The organism is Pseudomonas sp. NBRC 111139 (assembly GCF_001753955.1).
GTDB classification, from domain to species: domain Bacteria; phylum Pseudomonadota; class Gammaproteobacteria; order Pseudomonadales; family Pseudomonadaceae; genus Aquipseudomonas; species Aquipseudomonas alloputida.
This window is the reverse complement of the sequence record NZ_BCBP01000070.1, coordinates 1-12,563: the sequence shown is the minus strand read 5'-3', so window position 1 is coordinate 12,563 and position 12,563 is coordinate 1. Positions and strand designations below refer to the sequence as shown.

The 12,563-nt window shown below is 63.5% G+C and carries 14 protein-coding genes; 10 read left to right on the top strand and 4 right to left on the bottom strand.

Annotated elements, in window-relative coordinates:
- Nucleotides 1-86 precede the first annotated feature (86 nt).
- Nucleotides 87-995, top strand: coding sequence for a 50S ribosomal protein L3 N(5)-glutamine methyltransferase (gene prmB, locus BJQ17_RS24405; RefSeq protein ID WP_003252797.1), 909 nt, complete (start codon nucleotides 87-89; stop codon nucleotides 993-995).
- A gap of 131 nt (nucleotides 996-1,126) precedes the next feature.
- Here the strand turns inward: prmB and BJQ17_RS24400 are convergent, their stop codons facing one another.
- Complete coding sequence (locus BJQ17_RS24400; RefSeq protein WP_003252799.1) at nucleotides 1,127-1,909, bottom strand: hypothetical protein; 783 nt, start codon at nucleotides 1,907-1,909, stop codon at nucleotides 1,127-1,129.
- 65 nt (nucleotides 1,910-1,974) lie between these two features.
- The gene (locus BJQ17_RS24395; protein WP_003252801.1) at nucleotides 1,975-2,937 is read right to left on the bottom strand and encodes an alpha/beta hydrolase; all 963 of its coding nucleotides are present in this window, start codon (nucleotides 2,935-2,937) and stop codon (nucleotides 1,975-1,977) included.
- A 239-nt stretch (nucleotides 2,938-3,176) separates the two neighbouring features.
- Between BJQ17_RS24395 and aroC the strand changes: the two genes are divergently transcribed.
- The 3 genes from aroC to BJQ17_RS24380 all read left to right on the top strand — a co-directional run bounded on the left by aroC (nucleotide 3,177) and on the right by BJQ17_RS24380 (nucleotide 6,101).
- Nucleotides 3,177-4,268, top strand: coding sequence for a chorismate synthase (gene aroC, locus BJQ17_RS24390; RefSeq protein WP_003252803.1), 1,092 nt, complete (start codon nucleotides 3,177-3,179; stop codon nucleotides 4,266-4,268).
- Nucleotides 4,269-4,410: 142 nt separating this feature from the next.
- A complete protein-coding gene (locus tag BJQ17_RS24385) occupies nucleotides 4,411-5,565 on the top strand; it encodes an MFS transporter (RefSeq protein WP_070096776.1) in 1,155 nt (384 codons plus the stop codon).
- The gene (locus BJQ17_RS24380; RefSeq protein ID WP_070096775.1) at nucleotides 5,565-6,101 is read left to right on the top strand and encodes an oxidase; all 537 of its coding nucleotides are present in this window, start codon (nucleotides 5,565-5,567) and stop codon (nucleotides 6,099-6,101) included. Before BJQ17_RS24385 ends, BJQ17_RS24380 begins: the two co-directional genes overlap by 1 nt.
- 123 nt (nucleotides 6,102-6,224) lie before the next feature.
- Here the strand turns inward: BJQ17_RS24380 and BJQ17_RS24375 are convergent, their stop codons facing one another.
- Complete coding sequence (locus BJQ17_RS24375) at nucleotides 6,225-6,497, bottom strand: DUF3509 domain-containing protein (RefSeq protein WP_003252809.1); 273 nt, start codon at nucleotides 6,495-6,497, stop codon at nucleotides 6,225-6,227.
- Between the two features lie 266 nt (nucleotides 6,498-6,763).
- On the opposite strand from BJQ17_RS24375, the gene BJQ17_RS24370 reads away from it, so the two are divergent.
- Both BJQ17_RS24370 and BJQ17_RS24365 read left to right on the top strand, forming a co-directional pair.
- Nucleotides 6,764-7,288 carry an ankyrin repeat domain-containing protein gene (locus BJQ17_RS24370; protein ID WP_003252811.1) on the top strand — a complete coding sequence of 175 codons (525 nt, stop codon included), beginning with the start codon at nucleotides 6,764-6,766 and terminating at the stop codon, nucleotides 7,286-7,288.
- Between the two features lie 60 nt (nucleotides 7,289-7,348).
- Nucleotides 7,349-7,879, top strand: coding sequence for a hypothetical protein (locus BJQ17_RS24365; protein ID WP_004577082.1), 531 nt, complete (start codon nucleotides 7,349-7,351; stop codon nucleotides 7,877-7,879).
- A 261-nt stretch (nucleotides 7,880-8,140) separates the two neighbouring features.
- Here BJQ17_RS24365 and BJQ17_RS24360 read toward each other — a convergent pair whose 3' ends face one another.
- Nucleotides 8,141-9,079: a ZIP family metal transporter gene (locus tag BJQ17_RS24360; RefSeq protein WP_070096774.1), complete on the bottom strand. Its 939-nt coding sequence runs from the start codon at nucleotides 9,077-9,079 to the stop codon at nucleotides 8,141-8,143.
- A 126-nt stretch (nucleotides 9,080-9,205) separates the two neighbouring features.
- Here BJQ17_RS24360 and BJQ17_RS24355 point away from each other — a divergent pair, with 126 nt between their 5' ends.
- The 4 genes from BJQ17_RS24355 to BJQ17_RS24340 all read left to right on the top strand — a co-directional run bounded on the left by BJQ17_RS24355 (nucleotide 9,206) and on the right by BJQ17_RS24340 (nucleotide 12,543).
- The gene (locus BJQ17_RS24355) at nucleotides 9,206-9,397 is read left to right on the top strand and encodes a PLDc N-terminal domain-containing protein (protein ID WP_003252818.1); all 192 of its coding nucleotides are present in this window, start codon (nucleotides 9,206-9,208) and stop codon (nucleotides 9,395-9,397) included.
- A 139-nt stretch (nucleotides 9,398-9,536) separates the two neighbouring features.
- On the top strand, nucleotides 9,537-11,594 hold the full coding sequence (locus tag BJQ17_RS24350; RefSeq protein ID WP_004577084.1) for an LTA synthase family protein: 2,058 nt from the start codon (nucleotides 9,537-9,539) through the stop codon (nucleotides 11,592-11,594).
- A gap of 205 nt (nucleotides 11,595-11,799) precedes the next feature.
- Complete coding sequence (locus tag BJQ17_RS24345) at nucleotides 11,800-12,036, top strand: hypothetical protein (RefSeq protein WP_003252823.1); 237 nt, start codon at nucleotides 11,800-11,802, stop codon at nucleotides 12,034-12,036.
- Between the two features lie 174 nt (nucleotides 12,037-12,210).
- The gene (locus tag BJQ17_RS24340; protein WP_003252824.1) at nucleotides 12,211-12,543 is read left to right on the top strand and encodes a ribonuclease E inhibitor RraB; all 333 of its coding nucleotides are present in this window, start codon (nucleotides 12,211-12,213) and stop codon (nucleotides 12,541-12,543) included.
- Nucleotides 12,544-12,563 lie beyond the last annotated feature (20 nt).

Sequence of the window (12,563 nt, the reverse complement as noted above, 5' to 3'; positions counted from 1 at the left end):
TGTGGCTAGCCTTTGGGCAAGGCAAAGGAACAAATGTGCGGGTGGGGCTGTTAGACTTTTGTCCGGTCTGAAAATAGGAGTACCCCGTGATCACATCCCGTCTGCGCACGCTGCGCGACTACATCCGCTGGGCGGTCAGCCGCTTCCACGAGCATGACCTGTTCTTCGGTCACGGTGCCGACAACGCCTGGGACGAAGCCCGCCTGCTGGTGCTGGGTGCGGTGCACCTGCCATGGGAGGTAGCCGACAGCTACCTGGACTGCATGCTCGAGGACGACGAGCGAGTACGCCTTCAGCACCTGCTCAAGCGCCGTATCGAAGAGCGTGTACCGGCCGCCTACCTGCTGGGCGAGGCCTGGTTCTGCGGCATGTCGTTCATTGTCGACGAGCGGGTGCTGGTGCCGCGTTCGCCCATTGGCCAGCTGATCGAAAAACGTTTTGAGCCGTGGCTGGCCAGCGAGCCGGCGCGCATTCTGGACCTGTGCACGGGGTCGGGTTGCATCGGCATCGTCGCCGCTGACGTGTTCCCCGAGGCCGAGGTGGTGTTGGCCGACCTGTCGTTCCAGGCCCTTGAAGTGGCCAACCAGAACATCGAGCGCCATGGCCTGGACGGGCGCGTGTACACCGTGCAGGGCGATGGCTTTGGCGGTTTGCCGGGGCAGCGTTTCGACCTGATCCTGTCCAACCCGCCGTATGTCGATGCCGAAGACTTCGACGACATGCCGGCCGAGTACCACCATGAGCCCGAGCTGGGCCTGGCCTGCGGCAGCGACGGCCTGGACCTGGTACGGCGGATGCTGGCCGAAGCGGCTGACCACCTGACCGAGAAGGGTTTGCTGATTGTCGAAGTGGGCAACAGCCAGGTGCATGTCGAGGCGTTGTACCCAGAGGTGGACTTTGCCTGGCTGGAATTCGAGCGTGGCGGGCACGGGGTGTTCATGCTCACCGCCGAGCAGTGCCGCCAGCATCAGGAATTGTTCAAGGCCCGCGTTTAGGCTATTTGGGGCTGCTTTGCAGCCCATCGCGACACAAGGCCGCTCCCACAAGGTGCTGATCAATCTGTGGGAGCGGCCTTGTGTCGCGATGGGCCGCGAAGCGGCCCCAATCTCCACCGGCAGATGCGGTCTTAGCGGGTTGCAATCCAGATCAACAGCCCTGCCTGGAACACGGCAAACGCCACCAGGCAGGTAATGGTGAAACGCAATCCGCCGTCTTCGCGCTGGTATTTGGCCACGCGCTCATCCCGCTCGCGCAGTTGCCCTTCCTTTTCCTGCAGTTGCTGGTCCGCCTGCTGCAGCAGGTTGGCGGCATCCAGAATCTCCACCCGCTGCAGGCGCTCGTTGCTCCAGGCGGCCTTGAGCTGGCCCACCGTCATATCCGCGGTACGGCCCTTCAGGTGCTGGCTGTCCTCGTACTGCACCTCGATACCCACCCCGCGCAAGCAGTGGTCACGGCGCAGGCGTGAGTCCTCGTTCAGGGCATCCTTGCTCGGCAGCGCCATGCCTTCAACCCGGTAGTGCGACCACCTGCGCTGCAACCACTGCGCGGCCTGGGCCAGCATGAAACGGCCGATGCCACGGTTCACAGGTTCCAGTTGCAGGCCATGTTCATTGCCAATACGCACCAGGCGCTCGGCATGGTCGACGCGGATGTCCAGGCGGTTCTGCTCTTTGTGCACTTTCTGCCCAGGCAGCTGGATTTCCATGCGCAGCAGGCTGTGTGCCTTGTCATGGCGCTCGGCATAGCCGAACTGCACAAAACGCAGCGGCCGCGCGCCGGTGCTGCGGTCGGTAGGCAGTGCTGCCAGGCGCAGCAGCTGGAAATGTTCGGCGGTCAGCTCGGCCCAGGGCAGGGCGGGGATTTCCTGGGGTTCTTCGGCCGGCTCGACGGCGGTGGGGGAGGTGGTCATCAGGGCTTGTCCTCAGCTATGCCTGCTTTATCGGCAGGCATGGCTGAGACCTGAGCCTGTTTGACTTACGCCGAAGGCAAATGCTGGATGAACGTCACAATTCGCTCGCCCAGCTCACGCGCCAGCGGCAGCTCGGGGTTGAGGTAGCTGTCGCGCTGCTGGCTCATGCCCTTGGGGCTGATGCGCAGCATGTGGTTCATGCCATCGATCAGGACCAGTTGTGCATCTGGCTTGGCCGCTTTCAGCCGTTGGGCGTCGGCCACGTCCACCTGCACGTCGTTGCGCCCCTGCACGATCAGCGCGGGCATCGGCAGGCGGGCAAAGGCGGCTGCCGGGTTTTGCTGGAACAGCGAAATCAGGTACGGCTGCACGCTGGGGCGAAACACCTGGCGCAACGGCGCTGGCACATCCAGGCTGGTCTGCCCGGCCTGCAGGCGGTCGAGCAGGGCACTGCCACCGGCCAGTTGCGCGGGCGGCAGGCGCTGGGCCAGTTGTTCGTGCAGCACCTCGGCCAGCGGCCGGCCGCTGCCGGCCAGGGTGATGACTGCGCTGGCGCCAGCCTGCTCGGCGGCCAGGCTGGCAATCAGTGCGCCTTCGCTGTGGCCAATCAGGATCAGCGGGCCGAAGCGCGGGTCGGCTTTGAGCTTGCGGCTCCAGGCGACCACATCGGCCACGTAGCGCTCCACGCTGAGGTCACGCTCGTCAGGCGTGGCCGGCTGGCTGGCGGCCACCCCGCGTTTGTCGTAACGCACGCTGGCAATGTGTTCGTTGGCCAGCAGCAGGGCCAGGCGCTTCAGGTTGTCGACCCGGCCCGACGCCGGGTTGTTGCCGTCGCGGTCGGTGGGGCCGGAGCCGGCGATGATCAGCACCACTGGCGGCGGGGTGGCCTGTTGTGGCAGCAGCAGGCTGCCGTGCAGCACGCCCTGGCCGGTGTCCAGGTCGATCGGGCGTTGCAGTACAGTGGGGGCGGCGGCCTGGGCCAGGCCGGTGCACAGCAGGAAGAGCAAGGCGACGAGGCGCGACATCATGCGGTACTACATGGGGAGATGTGGGTTTGACCCAATGTTTGCAGGAAGGTTCTCGGGTGTGCATGGCAGGTTCGGCCTCTTCGCGGGTGAACCCGCTCCTACGGGGGGGGCTGCACACCATTGGAATCTGGTGGTGACCGTGTAGGAGCGGGTTTACCCGCGAAGAGGCCAGCACAGTCGAGCCAACCATCTGTATACTGCTGCTTTCGTCCATTTCAGGCAGAACTCGCGGAGCGTCCATGTCCGGCAATACCTACGGCAAGCTGTTCACTGTCACCACCGCTGGCGAGAGCCATGGCCCGGCGTTGGTCGCCATTGTCGATGGATGCCCTCCGGGCCTGGAAATTTCCCTCGCCGACCTGCAGCACGACCTTGACCGGCGCAAGCCCGGCACCAGCCGGCACACCACCCAGCGCCAGGAAGCCGACGAGGTAGAAATCCTTTCCGGCGTGTTCGAAGGCCGCACCACCGGCTGCTCGATCGGCCTGCTGATCCGCAACACCGACCAGAAGTCCAAGGACTACTCGGCCATCAAGGACCTGTTCCGCCCGGCCCACGCCGACTACACCTACCACCACAAGTACGGTATCCGCGACTACCGCGGCGGCGGCCGCAGCTCGGCCCGCGAAACCGCCATGCGCGTGGCCGCCGGCGCTATCGCCAAGAAGTTCCTGGCCACCCAGGGCATCACCGTGCGTGGCTACATGAGCCAGCTGGGCCCGATCGAAATCCCGTTCAAGACCTGGGAGTCGGTGGAGCAGAACGCCTTCTTCAGCCCTGATCCGGACAAAGTACCTGAGCTGGAGGCCTACATGGACCAGCTGCGCCGAGATCAGGATTCGGTGGGCGCCAAGATCACCGTGGTCGCAGAAGGCGTGATGCCCGGGCTGGGCGAGCCGATCTTCGACCGCCTGGATGCAGAGCTGGCCCATGCGCTGATGAGCATCAACGCGGTCAAGGGCGTGGAAATCGGCGCCGGCTTCGCCAGTGTGGCTCAGCGCGGCACCGAGCACCGGGACGAGCTGACCCCGGAAGGCTTCCTCAGCAACAATGCAGGCGGCATTCTGGGCGGTATTTCCTCCGGTCAGCCGATCGTTGCGCACCTGGCGCTGAAGCCCACTTCCAGCATCACCACCCCGGGCCGCTCGATCGATGTCGATGGCAACCCGGTGGACGTCATCACCAAGGGCCGCCATGACCCGTGCGTGGGTATCCGTGCCACGCCGATTGCCGAGGCGATGATGGCCATTGCGCTGATGGACCACCTGCTGCGCCACCGTGCGCAGAATGCCGATGTGCAAGTGAATACCCCGGTGCTGGGCCAGCGCTGATCCACCTGCACCGGCCTCTTCGCGGGTAAACCCGCGCCTACATTGGGATATCACTGCCCTCAGGTGCAGTGACAGGGTGAAATCCGCGTAGGCGCGGGTTCACCCGCGAAGAGGCCGGCCCAGGTCCCCACAAGGCCACCCCATGCAACCCATCCCCTACTGGCGCCTGTCCAGCTTCTACCTGTTCTATTTCGCCCTGCTGGGCTCCACCGCACCGTTCCTGGCGCTGTACTTCGACCACCTGGGCTTCTCCCCGGCGCGCATCGGCGAGCTGGTGGCCATCCCCATGCTGATGCGCTGCGTGGCCCCCAACCTGTGGGGCTGGCTGGGCGATCGCACGGGCCAGCGCCTGTTGATCGTCCGCCTTGGCGCGCTGTGCACCCTGGCCACCTTCGCCTTGATCTTCTTCGGCAAAAGCTACGCCTGGCTGGCGCTGGTGATGGCCCTGCACGCGTTCTTCTGGCATGCGGTGCTGCCGCAGTTCGAGGTCATCACCTTGGCCCACCTGCACGGGCAAACGTCGCGCTACAGCCAGGTACGTCTGTGGGGTTCGATCGGTTTCATCCTCACCGTGGTTGGCCTGGGCCGCTTGTTCGAGTGGTTGAGCCTGGACATCTACCCGGTGGCGCTGGTCACGATCATGGCCGGCATCGTTGCCGCCAGCCTGTGGGTGCCCAATGCCCAGCCGGTGGAACAGGGTGGGCGCAGCGGCACGGAGGGCTTCCTGCAGCAGTTGCGTGCCCCGGGGGTGATCGCGTTCTACGCGTGCGTGGCCCTGATGCAGCTCAGCCACGGGCCGTACTACACCTTCCTTACCCTGCACCTGGAGCACTTGGGCTACACGCGCGGTGCCATCGGCCTGTTATGGGCGCTTGGGGTGGTGGCCGAGGTGCTGATGTTCATGGTCATGAGCCGCCTGTTCGCCCGTTTCAGCGTGCAGCGCGTGCTGTTGGTCAGCTTCCTGCTGGCGGCATTGCGCTGGCTGCTGCTGGGCAGCCTGGCCCAGGAGCCGGCAGTACTGATCTTCGCCCAGTTGCTGCACGCGGCCACCTTCGGCTGCTTCCATGCCGCCAGCATCGCGTTCGTCCAGGCCAGCTTCGGTGCCCGCCAGCAGGGCCAGGGCCAGGCGCTTTACGCAGCGCTGTCGGGTACCGGCGGTGCGCTGGGGGCGCTGTACTCAGGCTACAGCTGGAAGCTGCTGGGCCCCACCTTCACCTTTGGTATGGCCAGTGCCGCAGCCTTGGCCGCAGCCGTTATCATTGCCCTTTGTTCGCAACCGACCAGGACCCGCCCCTGATGAGCATTCTCAGCGTTTTCCACCCCGCCAGCCCGGCACTGCCGAACAAGGTGCTGACTCACCACGACGACATCGCCGCTACGTTGGCCGAGCAGGGCGTGCGCTTTGTGCATGCCGAACCTGGCCTGCGGGTGCGCCCGGGCACGGCCCAGGACGAGGTGCTGGAGGTTTGCCGCGTGTATCTGGATGAGTTGATGACGGTGCATGGTAGCAAGGCCTTCGCGCTGCTCAACCGCGACGGTGAAGACCCGGCACAGGTCGATGTGCGTGATGAACATGTGCATGATGCCGACGAGCTGTTCGCCGTGGTCAGCGGGCGGGCGCAGGTTGGCCTGCGGCTGGGGGACTGGGTGTACTCGGTGCTGTGCGAGAAGGGTGACCAGCTGCTGGTGCCGGCCGGGACGCGGCGCTGGGTTGAGTTGGGTGATACACCGTTTTGCCTGGCGTTGCGCTTGTATGGCAGCGAGCAGGGTGTGGAGGCGCGGTTTACCGGGGATGTGACGGCGCGGGCATTCCTTGGGATCGACGAGCTGTAATGGCATTGCCGGCCTCTTCGCGGGTTAACCCGCTCCTACAGCGTTTGCGCCGCCCTTAGGCATCACGCAGTCAATGTAGGAGCGGGTTCACCCGCGAAGAGGCCAGGTCAGGCGACACAAATCTCAACGATAGGTCGGCAAGGCAAACCGCTGCTGGCTCTGCAGCATCGAGATGACCGGCAATTCACTGGCCTCTTCAGCCAGGTCACGACGGATGGCACTGATCGCCCAGGACAGCTGTTCGGCACTGTGCAATTGCCCATAGGTCAGCACCCGGCGGGTGACCTTGCCATCCGCTGCGCGCAGGGTAAGCAGTACACCGCCATCGGGCCGGGCTTTGGTGTTCACCTGATAGGCCGAAAATACCGATGCGAACTTTTGCTGGATGAGGTCCATATCAACTCCTGGCTGTTGTGTGGCAGACATGAGTTGATGGTTGCAGTGACCGTGCCAGAATCCTGTTTGGCGAAAAACCCAGTAAATACAGGCGGTTATGGGTGATTTGCAGAAGCGGCATCGTGCAGGCTGCACGGTCGTGCATTTTGCACAGTGCATTTTGCACGGGTCAGGGTTTGCCTATCGGCCTCATAGAATCTGAACCTTTGACCGCAATGGCATGCCTGACGAACACTTGGGCCATCAATTATGCCAGGAGGTTCCCTATGTCCAGCCAAGCCGCACCCGCCACCATGACCGATGACGAAACCGCTGCGTTCGCCGAGCAGGTGTTCGAACGTGCCCGCCAGGGCGACGCCGACATGCTCGGGCGCCTGCTTGCCAGCGGCCTGCCGGCCAACCTGCGTAATCACAAGGGCGATACCTTGCTGATGCTGGCCAGCTACCACGGCCACCACGAGGCGGTGCGCGTGCTGCTGGCGCAAGGTGCCGATCCGCTGATTGCCAACGACAATGGCCAACTGCCGATTGCCGGTGCCGCATTCAAAGGGGACCTGGCGATGATTCGCCTGCTGGTGGAGCATGGCGTGCCGGTGGATGCCGCCGCGCAGGACGGTCGCACCGCGCTGATGTTGGCGGCGATGTTCAACCGCAGCGAAATCCTCGACTATCTGCTGGCCCAGGGGGCCGACCCGGCGCACCAGGACGCCCGCGGCATCACCGCCCTGATGGCGGCGCAAACCATGGGCGCAGCAGACACCGCCGCGCGCCTGCAAGTGCTGGCCGGCTAACCGCCTGGGGGCATTTGCGGCTATCCTTGGCGACTTTTCACCCGTCGCAGGCCCCCTTTCATGAAAACTCAGTTGCTCGAATTCATCAGCCTCATTGGCGCCGGCTGCATGCGTGAGGCAGATATCGAGCGTATCGCCGACGAGGCCGCCCAGGCCTACGCCGACCCTGTCGCCTTCCTGGCCGCCAACCCCGACATCAACTACGACGACACTTTCCCGATGCCTTTGGGCGAATGGGTGGTGCTGGGCAGCCTGCCGGATACCGTGGTGTTCCAGGCCGACAGCTACCAGGCGCTGTTCCAGCAGATCAGCGACTCGTTCGACAACAGCGTGCCGTTTACCCTCAAGCCCAAGCAGCTGGCCCGTACCGAGCCACTGACCGCGCTCAACCGTATCCAGGTGCAGATGGGCGCGCTGAACAAGGAGGCCGGGGGTTATGTGCTGCTCAACTTCAGCCAGTTGCTCGATGATGAACTGCAGATGGTCATGGTGGGGCAGCAGGACCTGGCGCGGGTAATGGAACTGGGGGCAGCGCTGGGCATCAAGGTCGAGCCGGCGCTGGAAGCCCTGAAGGTCGCCGTACACATCTAAAGCCTGGCGCAGTCCTTTCGGGAGCAACTGTCTTGCTCAATTTCTGAAAGCTGGCGCGATCCGTGTGTGTGGCCTTGTGTCGCGAAAGGGCTGCACAGCAGCCCCGGGATTTCAGCGTCGATGCAAATAATGCCGGGGCCGCTTCGCGGCCCTTTCGCGACACAAGGCCGCTCCCACAGATACTCCACCGCATCAGGCCCTGTGATATCCCTGTGGGAGCGGGCGAGCCCGCGAAGAGGCCGGCTCACGAAATATCAATCTTCAGCCCAGCGCAGTGTCGAGAAACATCATCACCGCAAACCCACCCATCAACCCCAGGGTCGCCGCTGTCTGGTGCCCGTTGCGGTGGGTTTCGGGGATCACCTCGTGGCTGACCACAAAGATCATCGCCCCCGCCGCCAGCCCCATGCTGATCGGGTAGGCGAGGGCAAAGTCTGTAGAAATCCCCAGCCCGATCACCGCCCCTAGCGGCTCCATCAGGCCCGACCCTATCGCCACCAACGCGGCCTTCAGGTTGGAAAGCCCCGTGGCGCGCAAGGCCAGCGCCACGGCCAGCCCCTCGGGGATGTCCTGAATGGCGATGGCACTGGTCAGTGGCAGGCCGATGTTCATGTCGCCATTGGCAAAGCTCACGCCAATCGCCATGCCTTCAGGCAGGTTGTGCAGGGTAATCGCCAGCACAAACAGCCACACCCGGCTGATGCGCTCGGCTTCGGGGCCGCACGGGCCGGTGCTTTCGTGTTCATGCGGGGTGAAGCGGTCCAGGCCCAGCATCAGCAGCACACCCAGGCCCATGCCCAGCACCACGGTAAACGCAGCGGCCGGGCCGTTGCCCGTGATCTCGCGGGCAGCCTCCAGGCCCGGCAAAATCAGCGAAAACGAGCTGGCGGCCAGCATCATGCCGGCAGCAAAGCCCAGCATCACGTCCTGGGTGCGCGCGTTGACATCGCGCAGCACCACTGCCAGCACGGCGCCCAGTGCGGTGGCCCCAAAGCCGGACAACCCGCCCAGCATGGCCAGGTGCAGGTTGTCGGCATGGTCGCCGTTCACCGCGTTCCAGAGGCTGGCGGCCAGCAGCACGCACACCGCCAGCAGGCTCAGCCCCAGGCCGGCGCTGAGCCAGGGGGTATCGGTAACCTGCTGGCGCCAGGCCTGCAGCAGTGAAGAGGGGGCGGCGCTTTGGCTGTGGGTGGGTGGCATGCGAACCTCGAATCAGTGAATGCAGTCAGTCTACCGAGGGACCTGCGACATCCGCCAAGGATTCCCTTCTATTGCTGCGATAGCTGACTATGCTGTGCAGCAAAGCCTCTGGACAGGAATTCAGACATGGGATCTACCTTCAACAGCCTGGTCGGGCTGATCATTCTGGCGCTGGATATCTGGGCCATTCTCAACGTGATCAAGAGTGGCAGCGAGGTGGGCATCAAGGTGTTGTGGATCTTGTTGATTGCCTTGTTGCCGGTGGTGGGGCTGGTGATCTGGGCGATTGCCGGGCCGCGGGGAAATGTGCGGCTCTAGGCGCGTTACTGACATAGCCAGTAATAGGGCCGTGACAAAATTTTCACATTGGTTTAAACAGAATCCGCACCCGCATAATGCTGCGTTGGCCTAGCGCCATCGCCTCTTCGCAAACCGCAATCCTAGGACCTTCCCATTCATGGCTAACACGGACGCCTTGAAGCAACAGGGCGCGCGAACGTCATTTTCGCCGACCTTGAAATCCCACCTGGCCTATACGCTGCTTAGCGGCCTGGTGATCATGCTGATGCTCAGCCTCGTGCGCCTGGCGCTGCTGGCCTACAACAACGACATGGTCGGCGATACCCCTTATTCGACGGTCGCCGAAGGCTTCCTCAACGGCTTGCGCTTCGACCTGCGGGTGGTGGTTTACATCAGTATTCCGCTGCTGCTGGCCATCCTCAGCCCCTGGGCCATGGCCCGGCGTGGCGTGTTCCGTTTCTGGCTGACCCTCGCTTCGAGCGTGGTGATGTTCCTCGGCCTGATGGAAATGGACTTCTACCGCGAGTTCCACCAGCGCCTCAACGGCCTGGTTTTCCAATACATCAAGGAAGACCCGAAAACCGTCATGAGCATGCTCTGGTACGGTTTCCCGGTGGTCCGCTACCTGCTGGCCTGGGCCTTCGGGACCTGGCTGCTGAGCCTGCTGTTCAAAGGTATCGATCGCGCCACCCGTGCCGAAGGCCTGTACCGCGTTGCCCCGTGGTACAAGCGCCTGGCGGTATTCATGGTGATCTTGCTGGTGGCCGTGGTCGCTGCCCGTGGCACCCTGCGCCAGGGCCCGCCGATGCGCTGGGGTGATGCCTTCACCACGGACTCCAACTTCGTCAACCAGCTGGGCCTGAACGGCACCCTGACCCTGATCGACGCTGCCAAGAGCCGTTTTGGCGAGGACCGTGCCAACATCTGGAAGCCAGTCCTGGAGCAGGACGTGGCCACGCAAAGTGTGCGTGAGCAACTGCTGACCGCCCACGACACGCTGGTCGACGCCGACGAAGCCGCTATCCGCCGCGACTTTGTGCCGCCGGCTGACCGTACCCTGCCGATCAAGAACGTGGTGGTGATCCTGATGGAAAGCTTCGCCGGCCACTCGGTAGGCGCGCTTGGCAGCCCCAACAACATCACCCCGTACTTCGACAAGCTGGCCAAAGAAGGCCTGCTGTTCGACCGCTTCTTCTCCAACGGCACCCATACCCACCAGGGCATGTTCGCCACCATGGCCTGCTTCCCCAACCTGCCAGGTTTCGAATACCTGATGCAGACCCCGGAAGGCGGCCATAAGCTGTCGGGCCTGCCGGCCCTGCTCAGCGCCCGTGACTACGACGACGTGTACGTCTACAACGGCGACTTTGCCTGGGACAACCAGTCCGGGTTCTTCGGCAACCAGGGGATGACCACCTTCATCGGCCGTAATGACTTCGTCAACCCGGTGTTCTCCGACCCGACCTGGGGTGTGTCCGACCAGGACATGTTCGACCGCGGCAACGAAGAGCTGGCCAAGCATGATGGCAAGAAGCCGATCTACGCGCTGCTGCAGACGCTGTCCAACCACACGCCGTATGCCCTGCCGAAGGACTTGCCGGTAGAGAAAGTGACCGGCCAGGGCCGTCTGGACGAGCACCTGACCGCCATGCGTTATTCGGACTGGGCGCTGGGCCAGTTCTTCGAGAAGGCGCGTAAGGAGCCTTACTTCAAGGACACCCTGTTCGTCATCGTCGGTGACCATGGCTTTGGCAACAACCAGCAGGTTACCGAGCTGGACCTGGGCCGCTTCAACGTGCCGCTGCTGCTGATTGCCCCGGGCATTCAGGAGAAGTTCGGTGCGGTGAACCACACTGTGGGTACCCAGGTCGACATCGTGCCGACCATCATGGGCCGCCTGGGTGGCAAGGCTCGCCACCAGTGCTGGGGGCGCGACCTGCTCAACCTGCCCGAGGGTGACCAGGGCGTGGGCATGATCAAACCGTCGGGCAGCGAGCAGATTGTCGGGTTGGTGCAGGGTGACCGTATCCTGATCGAGTCCAAAGACATGAGCCCGCGGATGTACCGCTACCAGTTGGGCAGCGAGTTCAAGGCCGAACTGATCGAAAGCCCGGACCAGCCGGAAATGCTCAAGAAGCTGGAAGCGTATATCCAGACGGCGACCAAGAGCCTGCTGGATAACACCGCTGGCGTGGTGCACGGCACACCGAAGTAAACCGGGGCCGCGTTGCGGCCCATTCACGGGCTTGCCCGCGCCCACAGGCTTGTACAGGGTTCGAACCTTGTGCTGGCCCTGTGGGCGCGGGCAAGCCTGCGAATGGGCCCCGCACAATTTCACCGGACTGAACATTATCCCCGCCCCAAGGTCAGTTATTCAGGCATCACACACCTGGTGTTCGTTGACTGAGAGGGTCCGTTCAATGAAAGAGTGGGAAGTCATTTTTGCCGACCAGAAGGGCGAACCGTCCACATTGCTGTTGCATGCCGAGCATTGCCCCAGCGAGGAAGACGTTGCGCGGGCCATCCGCTCACACCTGTTTCCGGTGATGGACGAGCTGGACCTCAACGACTTCCAGGACCGGATCATCTCCCCGACCGCACGCTGGCTCAAAGAGCATAGTGGTGTGACCATCACCAGCATTCACGAAGTCCCCTGAACCACACGTTTGCGTGGTGCCTTGGCAGGCACTACGCTGGAGAAGGGCCTGCCTGTTCTGCGGGTTGGCGCCGCTACAATTCGCGTCTTGCATCAGCTCGAACTGCACGGCCTTTGCCGGCAGGTGCGTAGTGCACGGAAAGTCTATCCATTGCTTTATTCAGGAGGACGATTCATGAGCAGCCAGAACGACGATATCAGCAGCAACGTCCTGCGCCAGATGAAAGCAGGCGGTTTCGACTTCACCCAGATCCACCCCATCGAGTTCTATGCCGTATTCCCGGACGAAGCAGGGGCCCGTCGTGCAGCCGGGCAGTTTCGCGGGGAATCGCTCAATGCCCAGGTGAAGGAGCTGGGCGACGGTGCCTGGCACCTGGAACTGAGCAAGGTCATGTACGCCACCCATGGCGGGATTGGCGACTTTGAAGAGGCCTTCGAGCAGTTGGTGACACCGTATGGGGGTGAGGTGGAAGGGTGGGGCGTCAAGCACGAACGGCTCACGGCCTGACAGTTTTGTGTTGGCCCGTT